The organism is Microbacterium sp. zg.B48 (genome assembly GCF_024623505.1).
Classification (GTDB): domain Bacteria; phylum Actinomycetota; class Actinomycetes; order Actinomycetales; family Microbacteriaceae; genus Microbacterium.
The window spans coordinates 136470-153768 of sequence record NZ_JANJFE010000003.1 but is presented as its reverse complement, the minus strand read 5'-3'; the positions used below and the strand labels follow the sequence as shown (position 1 = coordinate 153768).

Genomic DNA, 17299 nt, shown 5'->3' with positions numbered 1-17299 from the left:
ACGGGGCGGCCTACAGGCCGACCCACTCCGTCGTGCCGGTGGCGAGGTGCTGCCGCTTCCAGATCGGCGTGCGCTCCTTGACGAGGTCCACCAGCTGCGCGCACACCGCGAACGCGTCCGCGCGGTGCGGCGCCGAGACCGCTGCGACCAGCGCCACGTCGCCTATCGTGAGGGCGCCGACGCGGTGCACGGCCGCGACGCGCAGACCCGAGGCCTGCGCGATCTCGGCGCAGACGGCGGCGAGGAAGCCCTGTGCGTCCGGATGCGCCTCGTAGTCGAGGGCATGCACCGACTCCCCGTGGTCGTGATCGCGCACGACGCCTTCGAAGACGACCAGTGCGCCGTCGGCGGCGGTCATCACGAACGCCTCGGCCGCCGCACGGTCGATGGGCTGATCGGTGATCAGGGCGAGGTAGCGCTGCGGGTCACTCATGTCCGCCGCCCTCGGCCTGATCCAGCACGTGCGCGAGGAGCGGCTCCAGGACCCCCAGGCCGTCACGGACTCCGCCGGGCGAGCCGGGCAGGTTGACGATCAGTGTGCGGCCCGCCATGCCCGCGACCGCGCGGCTCAGCGCGGCCGTCGGCACGGCCGCGCGTCCGGCCGCGCGGATGGCCTCGGCGATGCCGGGCAGTTCGAGGTCCAGGAGCGCCCGCGTGACCTCCGGGGTGCGATCCTGCGGATGCAGCCCGGTGCCTCCGGTGGTGAGCACGACATCCGGCGCGTCCGCTACGATCCCGGCCAGCGCGGGCCCCACCGCGGCATCCGCTGTCACCGACGCGTCACTGACGGTGAACCCGCGCTCACGCAGCCACTCGACCAGGAGCGGGCCGGTGGTGTCGGCGCGGGTGCCCGCCGCGGCGGCGGTGGAGGACACCAGGACCTCCGCGCGTCGTCCCAGGCCGATCGGCGCCGGTGGGTTCTCCGACTCGGGATGCCGCGCCCCGCCGTCCCGGGACCACTCGCCGTGCTTGCCGCCGGACTTCTCCAGCAGCCGGATCGCGCCGAGCTGCGCGCGCGGATCGACCGCCTTGATCATGTCGTGCAGCGTGAGTCCGGCGATCGCCACCGCGGTCAGGGCTTCCATCTCGACGCCCGTGCGCGCCGTGACCGAGACCGTCGCGTCGATCAGGATCGTGTCCCCGTCGAAGTCGAAATCGATGGTCACCGAATCCAGGGGGAGGATGTGCGCCAGCGGGATCAGCTCGCTCGTGCGCTTGGCGCCGGCGATGCCGGCGATGCGGGCGGTGGCCAGCACGTCGGCCTTGGGCAGGCCGTCCGCGCGCACCAGCCGGAGGACCTCCGCGGTCGTGGTCAGGCGGCCGGCCGCCCGCGCGACGCGACGCGTGACCGGCTTGGCGCCCACGTCGATCATGCGGGCGCGGCCATTGTCATCGAGGTGGCTCAGCGTGCTCATAGGTCAACGGTATCCACCGTGGCGCCGGCCGGGAGCACGGTGACCTCCGCGGGCACGTCGATCAGCACATCCGCGGCCGCCAAGGCCGCCACCAGATGCGATCCCGGACCGGCCACGGTCGCCACACGGTCGTCGTCGGTGAGGCGTCCGCGCAGGAACTGCCGGCGCCCGCAGACCGACTGCAGGGGCGCGGCGAGCACGCGCGGGGCGCGAGCGGCGGGGGGCAGCCCGGCGAGGTCGCGCAGCAGCGGTGCCACGAACAGTGCGAAGCCGAGCTGGCTGCTGACCGGGTTGCCGGGGAAGCACACGACCGGGACGGTCCGGTACCGGGCGTACGCCTGCGGACCGCCCGGCTGCATGTCGACGGTTCCGACGGTGGCGCCGAGCGGCTCCAGCAGCTGCCGCACCGGCTCGTGGGTGCCCATCGAGATGCCGCCGCTGGTCAGCACCAGCTCGGCCCCGGCGGCGATCGAGCGGTCGATCACCCTGCCCAGCTGTGCGGCGTCGTCGCCGGACAGCTGCAGATCGACCACCTCGGCGCCGGCTGCGGACGCCGCCGTGGCGATCGCGATCCCGTTCGCGTCCGGAAGCCGGCCGTTGCGCAGCGGCGTGCCCGGCGGGACCAGCTCGTTGCCGGTGCTGATGACCGCCAGTCGCACGCGGGCGCGGACGGCCACATCCATCAGGTTCGCCGCGGCCAGTGCAGCGAGGTGGCGCGATGCCAGCCGGAGGCCGGCCGGCAGCAGCACCTCTCCGGCCGCCAGATCCGACCCCGCCTCGCGCACGTGGTCCCCGGCATCCCGCCCGCGGAGGATCTCCACGACACCGTCCGTGAGCCGGGTGTCCTCCACCGGCACCACCGCGTCGGCACCCGCCGGAAGCGGCGCGCCCGTCATGATCGCGATCGCGGAGCCTTCGGGCAGCGCCGCCGGATCCACTGCGCCCGCCGCGATCTCGCCGAGCACCGGCAGCCGGACCGGGATGCGGCGCAGGTCCGCGGCGTGGACGGCGAACCCGTCCATCTGGGAGTTGCGGAAGCTGGGCAGCGCGATCGGGCTGCGCACGTCGTCGGCGGTCACCCGACCGGCGGCCAGGGCGAGCGGGACGTGCTCGAGCGGCCTGGTCAGCAGCGGCGCGAGGTGGTCCCGGATGATGGCTGCGTACTCCTCGACGGCGATCCGGTGCATGGCTTCAGTATCGCGTCTGCTCAGTAGCGGGCGAGTGTCGGATCGACGGTGCGCGACCAGGCGTCGATCCCGCCGGCCAGGTGCCGGGCGCGGGCGAACCCCGCCTCCTGCAACCGGTCCAGCGCGCGCGCCGAACGCACCCCGAGGTGGCAGTACACGACTGTCGGAGCCGCGGGATCCAGCTCGGCCAGACGCTGCTCCAGCACGCCGAGCGGAATGGCGACGGCGCCCGGCAGCGCGCCGAGGGCGACCTCATCCGGCTCTCGAACATCCAGCAGCACCGGCCGTTCGCCCGTCGACTCCGCCAGCAGTGCGGCCAGTTCCCGCGCCGAGATGGACGGATCGGATGCCGCCAGGGCGGGCCGGTCCGCGAAGCCCGCGGCATCCCTGTCCGGGTCCCGCGCGTAGTGCAGCTCCTGCGTGGTGCCGCTGAGCGCGTCGAAGAGGAGCACGCGGCCCAACAGCGGTCGGCCGAGTCCGGTGAGGAGTTTGAGGGCCTCCGTCGCCATGAGACCGCCGGTGACGGTGCAGACGCTGGGCAGGATCCCGGCGATCTCGCACGTGTCGGCCTCGGTGTCCGGACCGCCGGGGAACAGGTCGCGATAGTCGGTGCCGGCCCATGCGACGCCGACCTGGCCGCCCCAGCGCAGCGCCGAGCCCCACACCAGCGGGATGCCGGCCGCCGCGGCGGCGTCGTTGGCGGTGAAGCGGGTCTCGTTGTTGTCGGTGCCGTCGATGAGGATGTCGGCTCCGGAGAGCATCTGCGCGGCCGTGGCAGCGGTGAAGGACCCGCGCAGCGCGACGATGTGCGTCTGCGGAGACTGAGCCCGGATCGTGTCGGCCGCCGAGTCCACCTTCGCGCGGCCGACGTCGGCTGCTCCGTGCAGGATCTGACGGTGCAGGTTCGTCTCATCGACCAGGTCGTCGTCGATCACGGTGATGGTGCCGACGCCGGCGGCCGCGAGGATCGGCAGCACGGCGCTGCCGAGCCCGCCGGCGCCGATGACGACGGCGTGCGCTGCCGCCAGCTTCTGCTGGCCCTCCTCGCCGAAGCCGGGCAGGATGCGCTGACGCGCGTATCGAGGGGCGTTCGGATCCGATGAGCTCGCCACCCCGTGATTCTTTCACCGATCCCGGGGCGCAGGCCCGGGGAGCCGCCCGCGGGCTCCGGTTGCACCCGGTCCGTTCGCCGGTTCACCGGCCCGCACTGCGGCGACCTCGGGTACCGTCGGAGCCATGAGTTCGTCCTCGGCGCGCACTGAGACCGTCCTCGCTGCCGCGCGCTGGGCGCTGGCCGGGCTCCTCGCGGCGGCCGGCGCGTCCCACCTCACCTGGGGTCGACGCGGTTACCGCATCGTGGTGCCGGACTGGGCGACACGGCTCACCACGCTGGACAAGGATGCGATCGTGGTCGCCTCGGGCGCAGCAGAACTGATGCTCGCCGGAGCGCTGGTCGCGCTGCCGAGGGAGCAGAGGACGGTCGGCGGGCTGGTCGTGGCGTTCCTGGTCGCGGTCTTCCCCGGCAACATCCACCAGTGGCAGACCGGCAGGCCGGCGCCGATGCTGCGGACCGATCGGGCGCGGTTCGCTCGCCTGCTTCTGCAGCCGCTGCTGATCGCCTGGGCTTGGAGGAGCACACGTGCCGAATGACACACGACTGAGTTATCGCGTTTTCGGAACACCGGGCGCGGAGCGCCTCGTGGTGCTGGTGGGCAGGGGAATCGCGGTCACGCTCGATCCGCACCCGACCGAGACAGCCGCACGCGACATCTGCGTGCTGGCGGTCGCGCTCGCCGGCGGCGAGATCCTGGACTCGGGCACCTACGGCAGCGAGACCCCCGCCGAGAGCACGGCGAGCTCTCTCGCCGATCTGATTCACGAGTCGCTGGCCGCTATTCAGAGCGCGCGCGGTGGTGCCGTCGTGCGCACGGCGGCGGTGGTCGCGTACCGCGACGGGGTGGATGTCGCGCTGCGGGCTGCGGTCGGTCTGGGCAGCACGGTCGACAGCGCGGCCCTGGTCGCCGTGGCCGCGCCGGCAGCGCCGCTGGACCGGGACGATTTCGGCAGTCTGCTCGGAGCGGTGTCCGCGCAGACGCTCATCCTCAACGGCGTCGGCGAGCGGTCGGCCGGTGAGGCGGACGCGCTCTGGTACCAGGATCAGATGCCGGCCGCCCGGGCGGAGATGGTCCCGGTCCGGAATGCGCTCACCCTGCCGGCGGTGTGGGGCCGCGTGCTCGCACACGTCGCACCGGGCACCGAACGCTGATCCGCGCCCCGCGCCGCAGATGATCGGTGGTGCGGGCGACAGGGGCGGGTGCAGCGGGCAGACTGGGCCGATGAGATCATCCGGCATCCCGCGATCCACACCCGCTCGCACGATCGCACGGTGGGCTCTGGGCGGCGCCATGGTGTTCGCCGGCCTGTCGCATCTGTTCTGGGCGCGCCAGGAGTTCCAGGCGCAGGTGCCGGACTGGACGGGCCGCGTGATCGACAAGGACGGCGTGGTGGTGGCCTCCGGCGTCGTGGAGATCATGCTCGGCACCACCCTGGTGGCGCTGCCGCGCGAGCGCAGCCGCATCGGGATGATCCTCGCGGCGTTCTTCGTCGCAGTGTTCCCGGGCAACATCGAGCAGTACACGAAAGCCAAGGACGGATTCGGGCTCTCCGATGACCGGAGCCGGCTGATCCGTCTGTTCTTCCAGCCTGTTCTGGTCGCGGTCGCACTGTGGAGCACCCGCCCGGCCAAAGGCTGACCGGCCCCGGCTGTCGGGTGGGAGTGGAAGGATTCGGGGATGCTGCTGCACGATGTCGTCGTCACGGCCGATGCCGTGGCATCCACCTCGTCGAGGCTGACGAAGACCGACGCCCTCGCCGGGCTGCTGCGCCGCCTGGAACCGGACGAGATCGTGCCGGCGGTGGGGTTGCTCATGGCACGTCCACGACAGGGCCGTGTCGGCGTCGGCTGGCGGGGTCTGGCTGCGCCGGCGGTCGCCCACGCGACCGAGCCGACCCTGTCCGTTCGGGATGTCGATGCCGCCCTGGAGCGGCTTGCCGCCACTTCCGGCAGCGGGTCCGCCGCCGTCCGCCGCGCCGCCCTGGACGGCCTGCGCTCTCGCGCCACCGCGCAGGAGTGGGACTTCCTCACGCGGGTGATCCTCGGCGAGCTGCGCACCGGTGCCTTGGGGGGTGTCCTGCTGGATGCGATCACGCGCGCGTCGGGCCAGGACGCGGCCGTCGTCCGCCGGGCGGCGATGCTCTCCGGCGACCTCGGCGAGGCAGCGCGGATCGCCCTGGCCGGCGCGCCCGGTGAACTCGGCGACGTCGGCCTGGTCGTGGGTCGGCCGGTGCTTCCCATGCTCGCCTCGACCGCGGGCTCCGTGACGGAGGCGATCGCGCAGATCGCGGCCGCGGCATCCGTGGAATTCAAGCTCGACGGTGCGCGCATCCAGGTGCACCGGTCCGGGGATCAGGTCGGCGTGTACACGCGCAGCCTGGCCGACATCACCGCTCGCGTGCCGGAGATCGTCGACGTGGCCCGCGCGCTGCCCGTGCACGACGTCATTCTGGACGGCGAGACGCTTTCGCTCGACGCCGACGGAGGGCCGCGTCCGTTCCAGGACACCATGGCGCGGTTCGGCTCGGAGGCGGTCAGCGCGACGCTGCTGCGACCCTGGTTCTTCGACGTCCTGCACCTGGACGGGCGCGACCTCATCGATGAGCCGCTGCATGTGCGCCTCGCCGAGCTGGAGCGCATCGCGGGGGAGTGGCGGGTCCCCGGCGTGGTCACCGCCGATCCCCAGGCGGCCGAGCAGGTCTCGCGCGACGCGCTCGCCGCCGGGCACGAGGGCGTGGTCGTCAAAGCCCTGGACTCGCGCTACGCCGCCGGACGGCGGGGCAAGAGCTGGATCAAGGTCAAGCCGGTGCTGACCTACGATCTGGTCGTGCTCGCCGTCGAGTGGGGGTCCGGGCGGCGGACCGGGATGCTCTCCAACCTGCATCTGGGTGCGCTGGACCCGACCGGCGAGTACGGCCCGGCGGGCGGCTTCGTGATGGTCGGCAAGACGTTCAAGGGGCTCACCGACGCCGTGCTGCGCTGGCAGACCGAGCACTTCCCCTCGATCGAGACCTCCCGCACCGCGAACACCGTGCACGTGCACCCGGTGACGGTCGTGGAGGTCGCGATCGACGGCGTGCAGCGCTCGCCGCGCTATCCCGGCGGCGTCGCCCTCCGGTTCGCGCGGGTCAAGGGGTACCGCCCCGACAAACGCCCCGACGAGGCGGATACCATCCAGTCGCTCCGCGAGCTGCTGCGGTGATTGACGTCGCTGCGGCGGGGCAGCAGCGCATCGTCGTGCTGACCGGCGCGGGCATCTCCGCGGAGAGCGGCGTGCCCACGTTCCGCGATGCGGGCGGGCTGTGGGAGGGCCACAGCGTCGAGGACGTCGCGACACCGGAGGGCTTCGAGCGGGATCCTGCCGCGGTGCTGAAGTTCTACGACGCACGACGCCGGGCCGCCCAGGCCGCCCGGCCCAATCCGGCACACCGGGCGCTGGCCCGGCTGGAAGCCGCGCGGGGCGAGCGCGTCCTGATCGTCACCCAGAACGTGGACGATCTGCATGAGCGCGCCGGTACACGCAACCTCATCCACATGCACGGCGAGCTGCGTCGGGCGCTGTGCACGCTCTGCGGCACGCGGCACGCCTGGTCCGGCGATCTCGCCGGCCGGCCGCCGTGCCCGACCTGCGGCGAGCGGATGCTGCGTCCCGACGTGGTCTGGTTCGGCGAGATGCCGTACGACCTGGATCGGATCGAGAACGCGGTCGTGGCCTGCGACGTGTTCGTCTCGATCGGGACATCCGGTGCGGTGTACCCGGCCGCGGGCTACGTCGCCCTCGCCGCCGCGTTCGGCGCGCGGACGATCGAGCTCAATCTCGAGCCGAGCGAGTCCGCGGTGCGCTTCGACGAGGTCCGCACCGGCCGCGCGAGCGAACTGGTTCCCGCGTGGGTCGACGAGGTCCTCGCCGGCGGGTGAAGAGAGGGTACTGCCCGGTCAGCCGCGCGTGGATACCGTGACGGTGAACTTCTTGTTCCGCGCGACCTGCCGGGTCCGGCCCACCAGCCGCTCCAGCGCCCCACGGTACTGCAGGGGCGAGTTCCACACCGTCCACAGCTCGCCTCCGGGCTGCAGGACACGGCCGGCCTCGGCGAACAGCGGCTCCGCGACCCCGTCCGGCACCGCGGTGCCGGTGTGGAACGGCGGGTTCAGCGCGATGAAGCTCGCGCTGGCATCGGGCCGCGACGCGAGACCGAGGTCGCGCACCACCGTGACCCGGTCGGCGATCCCGTTCGCGGCGGCCGTGGCCGATGCGGAGGCCACCGCGACCGCGGACTGGTCGGTGGCCAGCACGGTCGCCTCCGGATTGCGGAGGGCGAGCCAGGCGGCGATGACGCCGGTGCCGCAGCCGAAATCGATGATGTCGCCGCGGGCGACCGGGCTCGGGGTGCCGAGGTGCTCCAGGAGGAACCGGGTGCCGATGTCGATCGAGGTGCCCGCGAACGCGCCGCCGAACGCGCACACGGTGAGCGGCTCGTCCAGACCCGGCACCTCGTGCGCGCGCGTATGCGGCTGCGGATCGGACGCCGGCAGCGGGCCGCGAGCGATGAGCACCCGGGACTTCTGGCGGGCGTGCGTCACATCCACCGATCCGAACGACCGTCGCAGCACCTCGTTCATCGCCACGGTCATGTGCTTGATGCGCCCGCCGGCGAACACGACGACGTCGGGATCCGCGTGCGCGGCGATGAGCGCGGCGATGTCATCGAGTGCGTCCAGGGCGCGGGGGAGGCGCACCAGCACGACGCGAGCGCCGGTGAGCAGCTCGGAGCCGAACGGGAGCGAGCGGAATGCTCCGGCCAGACCCGCGCGGTCGGCGTTGGCGCTCAGTGCGCGCTCTGCGGAGAGAAGGTCCTGGTGGACCCGGATGCCGGCGGCTCCGGCGTCCGCAGCGCCCAGAGTCAGAGCGCCATAGGAGTCGCCCACGATCACGAGGCTGCCCTCCGGTGCGTCCGCGCGAGCGGCGGCCGATTCGTCGAGGAGGAGGCGGTCGGCGGCGTCGATCGCGAACAGCTCGGCGGATTCGACGTCGGGCCAGCGGCGCAGGGCGTCGGGGGAGTAAGAAGGCATCCGGACAGTCTCGCCTACTCGACTGGGAAGTCCGCCCCAACGGGTGCGGCCGGGACCCTCCCGGCCCCCGGCCGCACCCGTTCGGCACGGCGGTCAGACGCCTGCTCCTCCGGACCTGAGCCGCGAGAGCGCATCCACGGTGGCGGCCAGGATCAGCACGCCGCCGGTGACCAGCAGGTTGATGCCGGCCGGGAGGTTCAGCAGCGCCAGACCGTTCGAGATCACCGCGATCACGAGCGCTCCGATCGCCGCGTGCATGAGGCGGCCGCGTCCGCCGAACAGGCTGACACCACCGACCACGGCTGCGGCGACGCCGCTGAGCACGATGTCGCGCCCCACGGTGGCATCCACCGACCCGACCCGGGCGACGCTGAACAACGCGGCCGCGACCGCGAGCGACGAGCAGATCACGAACGCCCACCACTTCACCCAGCGCACCTTCACACCCGAACGGCGCGCGGCTTCGGCGTTGCCGCCGATCGCGTAGATGTACCGCCCGAACTTCGTCCGGTCCAGCACGAAGGTCCCGATCCATAGGATCAGCAGGACCACCGGGACGATGACGGGAACGCCCTGCACGGGGTTGACCGACTGACCGCGATCCTGGTTGAGGACGAACACGAACGCTCCACCGAGCACCGCGATCACGGCGAGCTTGATGTACACGAGCGAGACCGCACGGTTGGGTACGCCTGCTCTGGTGCGCCGGGCGCGGTCCCAGAACGCGGTGCCGCCCGAGATGACCAGCATGATGAGCAGCATCGCCCATCCGCCCCAGACCGGGAGCCTGCCGTTCTGCAGTGCGATCAACTCCGGCACCTCGAGACGGAAAAGGCCGCCGGGACCGATGATCACCAGGGCCAGACCCTGGAATCCGAGGAACAGACCCAGCGTGACGACGAAGGACGGAATCCCGACCCGGGCGACGAAGAAGCCGATGAGCGCGCCGGTGACGAAGCCGAACCCGAACCCGATCAGCAGGGCGAGCGGCCATGGCACGCCGAACTGCGCGTTCAGGACGACGAACAGCGCCATGCCCACGCCGCCGGTCACGCCGGCGGACAGGTCGATCTCGCCGAGCAGGAGGACGAAGACCAGCGCCATGCCGAGCACCACCAGCGGCGCGGCCTGGTTCAGCAGGTTCGCGAAGTTGCGCTCGGTGAGGAAGAAGGGGCTCAGCGCCGCGAACAGGGCGCTCAGCACGAGCAGTCCGCCCACGGCGGGCAGCACCCCCATGTCGCCGCCGCGGACCCGCTGCCACCAGGCGCGCACCTGGTCGCCGAGGCCGCCCTCCACACCGCTGCCGATCATGTCGCTGGCGAGCGGATCGGGTGCGGCCTCGGTTCGAGTCGTGCTGGTCATTCTGCGACCTCCGTCACGATCGTCGAGGTTCCGGTGTGCTGGATGCCGCCGAGGGTCTTGGTTCCGGTGATGTAGCCGACCACGTCGTCGCGGGTGGTGTCCGCGACGTTGACCTGGGCGACCATCTGACCGAGGTAGAGCACCGCGACGTCGTCCGCGACCTGGAAGACGTCTGCCAGGTTGTGACTGATCAGGACCACCGCGACGCCCTGCTCGGAGAGCCGCTGGACCAGGTTGAGGACCTGCTCGGTCTGCGCGACGCCGAGCGCAGCGGTCGGCTCGTCCAGGATGACGACGCGTGCCTTCTTGAGGACGGCGCGCGCGATCGCGACCGTCTGACGCTGCCCGCCGGAGAGCGAGGAGACCTTCTGCCGAACGGACTTGACCGTGCGGACGGACAGCCCGCGCAGGGTGTCGGACGCGTCCTTCTCCATGCGTCCCTCGTCGAACGTGCCGAAGGTGAGCTCCTCGCGGCCGAGGAACATGTTCTGCACGATGTCGAGGTTGTCGCACAGTGCGAGGTCCTGGTAGACGACCTCGATGCCCAGATTCGCGGCATCCCTGGGGGCGTGCAGGTCGCGGTGCTGCCCGTCGATGAGGACCTCGCCCTCGTCGTACGGCTGGACGCCGGCGAGCCCCTTGATGAGGGTCGACTTGCCGGCGCCGTTGTCACCGACCAGCGCGGTCACCTTGCCGGGATAGACCTTCAGGTCCACCCCCTTGAGGACGTTGACAGGGCCGAAGGACTTCTTCACACCGACCAACTGGATGATCGGCTCTGCTGCTGTGATGGTCTCTGACATACTCGCTTCCTTGCGCTGACGAACAGGAGCGCGGAGGCGCCGCGCCTTCGATGACGCGACGCCCCCGCGGCTGTGGCGGTGGGGTTACTCCGTGACTCCGAACTCCTCGCAGGCTGCCGCGACATCGGGCGTGCAGACGTCATCGAAGGAGGCGTCGCCGGCGGCGATGACATCCTTGACCTCGTTCGGCCCGACCAGGATCGGCGTGACCTGGATGTACGGCGTGCCGTCGTCCAGCTCCGCGTCGGTGGACACCTCCTCGCCGCTGAGCAGCGCGACCGCGACCTCGACAGCGGCATCCGCCTCGTCCTTGACCGGCTTGTAGACCGTGGCCGTCTGCCAGCCGAGCAGGATGTTCTGCAGACCGGCGACGTTCGCGTCCTGGCCCGACACGGCAACGCCCTGGAGGTTGTTGTCCTGCAGGACCTTGATGACGCCCGCCGCGTTGGTGTCGTTCGCCGCCCACACGCCGCTGACCTGTCCGCCGAGCGAGGTCAGCGCCTGCTCGAAGCTGGTCTGCGACTTCGCCTGGTCCCAGGCCCCCGGGGGCTCGGCCGCAGGCACGACGCCCGCTTCGGCGAGCACCTCGTCGGCGCCGTCATGGAACATCTTGGCGTTGCCGTCGGTCGGGTCTCCGCCGATGTACACCACGGTCGCGTCAGCGGGCGCGACACCGGCGGCCTCGAGGCCGTCGAGCACCGTCTGGCCCTGCAGGCGGCCGACTTCGACGTTGTCGAAGGACACGTAGTAGTCGGCACCCGAGAACGGCCGGTCGTAGGCGATCACGGGAATGCCCTCGGCCTTGGCCTTCTCGGCCACCGCCTCCGCCGCGCCCTGGTAGTCCACCAGCAGCATGACGCCGCAGCCCTGAGTCAGCTGCTGGTCGGCGATCGTGGAGAACTTGTTCACGTCTCCCTGGGCGTTCTGGATGTCCACCTCGAAGCCGGCACCCTCCAGACCCTCCTGAAGGTACTTGCGGTCGAAGTTCTCCCACCGCGGCGATGAGGCCGCGTCGGGAAGGATGACGCAGGCACGGCCGGCGGCGTCACCTCCGCCGTCGCCGCCGGTCTCGCTGGGCGTCGCGCCGCCACCCGAGCCGGCACAGCCGGCCAGGAGCAGCGCGGCCGCGCCGGCGAGGGCGGCTGCCGAGAGGATTGAAGACTTCTTCATCTTTCGCCTTTCGTCTTTGAAGATGCGAACGCCGGGCAACACCCCCGCGTGGTTCGCGCTTGAGGAAGATCCTGACGACAACGCGCCTTGGCGTCAAGACATGAACGTAACGCTTTGGCAACAGCCGCGAGGGAGGCCCGCGGACCGTGATCATGGCATCCGGACCTGCGGTCGGAATGAACGAATTGCGTGATGTGAGCTACGCGAACCGAGCAGGATGCTCAACTACAGGGGTCGAGACCGAGAATCCGGGGCTCCACGAGTTTTTCACTTGAACGCATGAACCGGTCCGGCTGGCGCTCCGGGGTCATGCCCGCCCGACTGCGGTCCGCTTGCGCCGGGACAGCGAATCGACCGTGACCGCCAGCACCAGCACCACGCCGGTGACCATGAACTTCACCGATGAGTCCAGATTCAGCAGTGTCAGCCCCGACGCGATGGACTGGATCACCACGATGCCCAGCAGCGCCGCGAACGCGGTGCCGCGTCCGCCGAAGAGGCTGGCGCCCCCGATCACGGCTGCCGCGATGGCGTTGAGGTTGACGTCGCCGGCGCCGGAGCTCTGGTTGGCGGCCGCGAGTCGAGCCGCTGCCAGGATGCCGCCGACCGCGGCCAGAGTGGAGCAGAACACGAACACCGAGATGTAGATGCGGTCCACCCGGATCCCGGCCCGCCGCGACGCCTCGACCGAACCGCCCACCGCGTAGACCGCGCGTCCCCACCGCGTCCGGGTGAGCGCGAAGTTCGCGATCACCACCAGCGCGAGGAAGAACACGAACATCACGCCGACGCCTCGGGACAGGTTCAGATACCACGAGGCGACGAGTAGGAAGGCCAGCAGCGCACCGCTGCGCAGGGCGATCTCGAGGTAGCTCTGACTGACCAGATTCGCTGCCGCGCGCTGGCGCGCGCGGTGCGTGAGGATCCACGCGTATCCTCCCGCGGCCACTATCGCCAAGGCGTAGGAGGCCCACGCGGGCAGGAACATTTGCTGAGCGAATTGGACCAGCCACGAATCGAACGGCAGATTGATGGACCCGTTCGGCCCCAGCACCCACAGCTGCAGACCGAGGAAGCCGAGCAGACCGGCCAGCGTGATCACGAAGCTGGGCAGGCCGAACCGCGTGTAGAGGAACCCGTAGAGCAGCCCGACCAGCGCACCGGCCGCGACGGCGGCGACCAGCGCGAGGAGCAGGTTCCACTCCAGCTGCACGAAGCCCACCGCCAGGATCGCCGCGGCCAGCCCGGAGACGGAGCCCACGGACAGGTCGATCTCGCCCACGAGCAGCACCAGCACGATCCCCAGCGCGATCGTGCCGATCGCCGCGCACTGCATGGTGAGGTTCACGAGGTTCGTGCTGGAGAGGAAGACGGGGTTCAGCGCCTGGAACACCGTCCAGATCAGGACCAGCCCGACGATGACCGGAAGCGATCCCAGATCGCCGCCGCGCACCCGGGTCAGCAGCAGCGCGACCGCGCCGCGCACACTGCGCGGGTTGAGCACGCTGGCGTCGGCGGGATCGGTCATCGGCGCTGCCGCTGCCGGATCCTCACGGACCGACTTCATGCGCCGCCGGGAGCGTTCCGCGTCCCGCGGCGGCTCTTGTCGGTCATTCGGATGATCTCGCCCTCCGGCGCCGGGTCGCCGTCGGGCCGGTCGGCCGCGCGGCGGCTGACCGCGTTGTCGGTCGCCCCGGTGATCGCGGCGATGAGCGTTTCGCTGGTCACGTCGGCGATGTTGTAGACGCCGTTGTTGCGCCCCAGGCGCAGGACGACCACCCGATCCGCGACGGCCATGACGTCGGCCATGCTGTGACTGATCAGGACCACGCCGTGCCCCCGCTCCCGGAGACGCTCGATGAGGTTCAGCACCTCGGCGGTCTGGGCGACCCCGAGCGCGGCGGTGGGCTCATCGAGGATGACCACTCGGGGATCGCCGATCAGCGACCGGGCGATCGCGACGGTCTGACGCTGTCCGCCCGAGAGCGAGGCGACCGGAATACGCACCGAAGGGATCTTGGCCGACAGCTCCCGCAGCAGCGTCCAGGTCTGCTGCTCCATGTCCACCTCGGCCAGAGTGCGTCCGGTGCGCAGTTCGCGGCCGAGCCACAGGTTGGCGACCACGTCGAGGTTGTCGCACAGCGCCAGATCCTGGAACACCGTGGCGATGCCGAGTTCCTGCGCGTCGGCGGGGCTGGTGATCTCCACCACGTCGCCGTCGTACTCGATGATCCCCGAATCCGGCGCGTGGACCCCGGAGAGCACCTTCACCAGAGTGGACTTTCCGGCCCCGTTGTCGCCGATCAGAGCGACGACTTCGCCCTCGTTCACCCAGAAGTCCACGTCGGTCAGCGCTCTGACAGCGCCGAACCGCTTCGCGATGCCGCGCATGGTCAGCACGCGCTCGCGCGCACGTCCGGTGCGGGCCGCAGGCAGCGACATCGTCACGTCCTCATCCTCGGGGGGTCGTTTCGAAGAACCCTACCCGCGGTCCGCGGCGCTCGTGTCCGCACCGGCTCACTCCGCCGGGAGCCCGGCCGCCGTGCACGCCGCGCGGTAGGCGGGGGTGCAGATGTCCGCGATCGTCCAGAACCCGTCCGCGACGACAGTGCTGAGGATGTCGTCGACCGTCACGGCGACCGGATCCAGCAGGGTCGTCGGGGTTCCGTCGATCTCGAGCGGGGCGGTGACCTCCTCGCCGTGGAGCAGCGCGACGGCGACTTCGGCGGCCAGCTCGGCCTGCGGCTTGATCGCCTTGTACACGGTCATGTGCTGGTCGCCGGTGAGGATGCGTTGGATCGCGGACAGTTCGGCGTCCTGGCCGGTGACCACCGGCCACGGGGTGACGTTCGCCGCCTTCAGCGCCGAGACCGCGCCGCTGGCGGTCCCGTCGTTCGCGGCATAGACCCCCACGATGTCCGGCCCGTACTGCGAGATCTGGCCGGTGACCCACTCCTGGGCCTTGTCCGGGCTCCAATCCGGTGTGGCGTACTCCGCGAGGATGCGCAGCCCGGCCGCGTCGATGACGCCGTGCGCGCCCTCGGCGAAGCTGGTGGCGTTGCTGTCGGTGGGGGATCCGTTGACCATCAGGATGCCGCCCGCCAGCTGACCCCGCTCCGTGAGCGCGTCGACGAAGGCGCTGGCCTGCAGCTGGCCGACCTTCTCGTTGTCGAACGACACGTAGTAGGCGATGTCGCCGCCTGCGACCAATCGGTCGTAGGAGACCACCGGAACGTCCTGCGCGTTCGCCGCAGCCACGATCGTGACGGCGGCGCCGACGTCGACCGGGTCGAGGACGAGTACGCCCGCTCCCGCGGCGAGGGCGGACTCGGCTTGTTGCTGCTGCTTGGCGGCATCCTGATCGGCGTTGGTGTACAGCACCTTGTAGTCACCGAGCTGCGCGATCCGCTGCTCGAAGAAGGGGCGGTCGAAGGTCTCGTAGCGCGCGGTCTTGGCATCGGGAAGCAGGAGCGCGACTGTTCCCTGCGCCCCGTTCTCGCCGTCGGTGCCTGCTGCCGCGCACCCCGTGATGGCCGCGCCGGTCAGGGCGATCGCGATCAGCGCGGCGCCGGCCCGTCCCACGACGCGTCCGGCCGACGCAGGGAGGGGCATGGCGCGCCTAGGCCGTGAAGGGCAGAGCGTCGGCTTCGACGATGACGTGATCCAGGGCGATCGTGATCGCTCCGCGCGTCTCGGCCCACTCGCCGAACGACGCGCCGACGATCTCCGGCAGCCCGTTGGCCGAGGCGAGCGCGGTGCGCTCGAGCGAATGCCGCATCGGCGCCATGAGGATCTCCCCGGCCTGCCCGAGCTCGCCGCCGACGACGATCAGCTCGGGGTCGAACAGGTTGCACAGACTCGCCGCGGCGATGCCGATGTGGCGTCCGGCGTCGGCGATGACCCGCCGTGAGCTGCCGTCGCCGGCATAGGACGCCTGAATCAGATCGCTCAGACGCTGCATCCCCTCGCTCGGCGGGAACAGCGACAGCAGCGCGGGACCGCCCGCGTAGCTTTCCAGACAGCCGCGGTTGCTGCAGCGGCAGATCGGGCCGTTCTCGTCGATCGTGACGTGCCCGATCTGACCGGCCTTGCCGTTCACCCCGCGGAACAGATCGCCCCCGACGACCAGGCCGGCGCTGATGGTGTGACCGACGCGGATGAACACGGAGGAGGACGCGGAGCGTGCACTGCCTTCGCGCGCCTCGGCGAGTCCGGCGAGGTTCGCCTCGCTGTCCACGAAGACGGGGCGGCCGATGCGGGCGGTGAGGCTCTCGGCGACGTCGATGCCCTCCCAGCCGCGGAGCAGCCCAGGGGTGGCGACCATCCCACTGCGCGGGTCGATGGGGGCGGGCAGGGCGAGCCCCACGGCCAGCAGCTCCGCGACGGTGCCGCCGAGGGTCTCCATCATGTCGCTGAGCAGGATGCTGAGGCGATCCAGCTCGGCGTCGTGACGATGATCCAGCGGAAGGGGGAGTGTGGTCTGGGTCACCACCGTGCGGGTCGCGTCGGCGATCGCGATGTGCAGCTGACGTGCGCTGAAATGGACGCCGGCGACCAGACCGAGCTGCCGGGTCAGCGACACCAGCGTGGCTCGGCGCCCGCTTCGCGAGGTGATCGAGGTGTGCAGCAGCCCCGAGGCGGTCAGCTCCTTGACGATGTTCGACACGGTCGCGGGGGAGAGTCCGGTGCTCCCGGCCAGTTCCACCTGTGTCAGTCGCCCATGCCGTTTCAGCGACTCGACAAGCCGGGCTCGGTTCGCTTCACGGAGTGAAGACTGCGAGCCAGGCGGGGCGATGCGTCGGACCACAGTCGACACTGTACCGGACGGTTTTGGCGGGGACGAGGAGTTCCGCGGCGCCGCCTCGGGCTACTCGCGGAGGCGCACGAGTCTTTCGTGTCCGGTCTCCTCGAGCTCGGCGATCGACTCGCGCGCCTTGACGAAGTCCGAGAAGGACCGGTAGCCGAGGGCCTTCTCGCTGAAGGAGGGGTCCATCCGCCGCATGTGGGTCTTGACCGCTGAGCTGTGCAGCCACTCGGCGTCGTCGTCCTTGTCGTGCCCGAGCCGGAGCGCCCGCTCGAGCAGACGCGTGGCGACCTCCTGAGGGTCCTCGGAGGGCTCCTCCACTGTGGCGACCGAATCGGCGGCGTCGACGTTCGCCGCGACGGTCGTCGAGGACG

At 71.1% G+C, this 17299-nt stretch carries 17 protein-coding genes and 1 pseudogene; 5 read left to right on the top strand and 13 right to left on the bottom strand.

From position 1 onward, the window contains the following. Window positions 1-10 precede the first annotated feature (10 nt). From NQ152_RS02550 to NQ152_RS17210, 4 genes are read right to left on the bottom strand one after another with little or no spacing between them, the layout of a single operon-like run. Window positions 11-433 carry a molybdenum cofactor biosynthesis protein MoaE gene (locus tag NQ152_RS02550; RefSeq protein WP_257522901.1) on the bottom strand — a complete coding sequence of 141 codons (423 nt, stop codon included), beginning with the start codon at window positions 431-433 and terminating at the stop codon, window positions 11-13. Beyond that, on the bottom strand, window positions 426-1415 hold the full coding sequence (moaCB, locus tag NQ152_RS02545; RefSeq protein WP_257522900.1) for a bifunctional molybdenum cofactor biosynthesis protein MoaC/MoaB: 990 nt from the start codon (window positions 1413-1415) through the stop codon (window positions 426-428). Before moaCB ends, NQ152_RS02550 begins: the two co-directional genes overlap by 8 nt. Further along, on the bottom strand, window positions 1412-2602 hold the full coding sequence (glp, locus tag NQ152_RS02540; protein WP_257522899.1) for a gephyrin-like molybdotransferase Glp: 1191 nt from the start codon (window positions 2600-2602) through the stop codon (window positions 1412-1414). The genes moaCB and glp overlap by 4 nt, the downstream gene beginning before the upstream one ends. Before the next feature lie 20 nt (window positions 2603-2622). Then, a complete protein-coding gene (locus NQ152_RS17210) occupies window positions 2623-3714 on the bottom strand; it encodes a ThiF family adenylyltransferase (RefSeq protein WP_257522898.1) in 1092 nt (363 codons plus the stop codon). 124 nt (window positions 3715-3838) lie between these two features. On the opposite strand from NQ152_RS17210, the gene NQ152_RS02530 reads away from it, so the two are divergent. The 5 genes from NQ152_RS02530 (at window position 3839) to NQ152_RS02510 (ending at window position 7634) form a co-directional block, all read left to right on the top strand. Then, window positions 3839-4252 carry a hypothetical protein gene (locus tag NQ152_RS02530; protein WP_257522897.1) on the top strand — a complete coding sequence of 138 codons (414 nt, stop codon included), beginning with the start codon at window positions 3839-3841 and terminating at the stop codon, window positions 4250-4252. Beyond that, entirely contained in the window at window positions 4242-4868 is a 627-nt protein-coding gene (locus NQ152_RS02525; protein WP_257522896.1) for a hypothetical protein, read from the top strand. Before NQ152_RS02530 ends, NQ152_RS02525 begins: the two co-directional genes overlap by 11 nt. 70 nt (window positions 4869-4938) lie before the next feature. Further along, window positions 4939-5355, top strand: coding sequence for a hypothetical protein (locus NQ152_RS02520; RefSeq protein WP_257522895.1), 417 nt, complete (start codon window positions 4939-4941; stop codon window positions 5353-5355). 39 nt (window positions 5356-5394) lie between these two features. Continuing rightward, complete coding sequence (locus tag NQ152_RS02515; protein ID WP_257522894.1) at window positions 5395-6918, top strand: ATP-dependent DNA ligase; 1524 nt, start codon at window positions 5395-5397, stop codon at window positions 6916-6918. Beyond that, the gene (locus tag NQ152_RS02510) at window positions 6915-7634 is read left to right on the top strand and encodes an NAD-dependent deacylase (RefSeq protein ID WP_257522893.1); all 720 of its coding nucleotides are present in this window, start codon (window positions 6915-6917) and stop codon (window positions 7632-7634) included. Before NQ152_RS02515 ends, NQ152_RS02510 begins: the two co-directional genes overlap by 4 nt. 18 nt (window positions 7635-7652) lie before the next feature. Here the strand turns inward: NQ152_RS02510 and NQ152_RS02505 are convergent, their stop codons facing one another. The 9 genes and pseudogenes from NQ152_RS02505 to NQ152_RS17340 all read right to left on the bottom strand — a co-directional run bounded on the left by NQ152_RS02505 (window position 7653) and on the right by NQ152_RS17340 (window position 17246). Beyond that, window positions 7653-8786 (bottom strand): class I SAM-dependent methyltransferase, encoded by a 1134-nt coding sequence (locus NQ152_RS02505; protein ID WP_257522892.1) that lies wholly within the window; start codon window positions 8784-8786, stop codon window positions 7653-7655. Window positions 8787-8879: 93 nt separating this feature from the next. Beyond that, window positions 8880-10148: a sugar ABC transporter permease gene (locus NQ152_RS02500; protein WP_257522891.1), complete on the bottom strand. Its 1269-nt coding sequence runs from the start codon at window positions 10146-10148 to the stop codon at window positions 8880-8882. After that, a complete protein-coding gene (locus NQ152_RS02495) occupies window positions 10145-10951 on the bottom strand; it encodes an ATP-binding cassette domain-containing protein (RefSeq protein ID WP_257502291.1) in 807 nt (268 codons plus the stop codon). The genes NQ152_RS02500 and NQ152_RS02495 overlap by 4 nt, the downstream gene beginning before the upstream one ends. A gap of 84 nt (window positions 10952-11035) precedes the next feature. Continuing rightward, window positions 11036-12121 carry a sugar ABC transporter substrate-binding protein gene (locus NQ152_RS02490; protein WP_257522890.1) on the bottom strand — a complete coding sequence of 362 codons (1086 nt, stop codon included), beginning with the start codon at window positions 12119-12121 and terminating at the stop codon, window positions 11036-11038. A 307-nt stretch (window positions 12122-12428) separates the two neighbouring features. Further along, window positions 12429-13688: a sugar ABC transporter permease gene (locus NQ152_RS02485; RefSeq protein WP_257502293.1), complete on the bottom strand. Its 1260-nt coding sequence runs from the start codon at window positions 13686-13688 to the stop codon at window positions 12429-12431. Next, window positions 13685-14488: pseudogene (locus tag NQ152_RS02480) on the bottom strand (ATP-binding cassette domain-containing protein); the annotation flags it as partial. The gene NQ152_RS02485 and the pseudogene NQ152_RS02480, both read right to left, overlap by 4 nt. A gap of 150 nt (window positions 14489-14638) precedes the next feature. Beyond that, window positions 14639-15733, bottom strand: coding sequence for a sugar ABC transporter substrate-binding protein (locus tag NQ152_RS02475; RefSeq protein WP_257522889.1), 1095 nt, complete (start codon window positions 15731-15733; stop codon window positions 14639-14641). Between the two features lie 7 nt (window positions 15734-15740). Beyond that, the gene (locus tag NQ152_RS02470; protein WP_257522888.1) at window positions 15741-16928 is read right to left on the bottom strand and encodes an ROK family transcriptional regulator; all 1188 of its coding nucleotides are present in this window, start codon (window positions 16926-16928) and stop codon (window positions 15741-15743) included. A 60-nt stretch (window positions 16929-16988) separates the two neighbouring features. Next, window positions 16989-17246 (bottom strand): OST-HTH/LOTUS domain-containing protein, encoded by a 258-nt coding sequence (locus NQ152_RS17340; RefSeq protein WP_374113553.1) that lies wholly within the window; start codon window positions 17244-17246, stop codon window positions 16989-16991. Window positions 17247-17299: the final 53 nt, after the last annotated feature.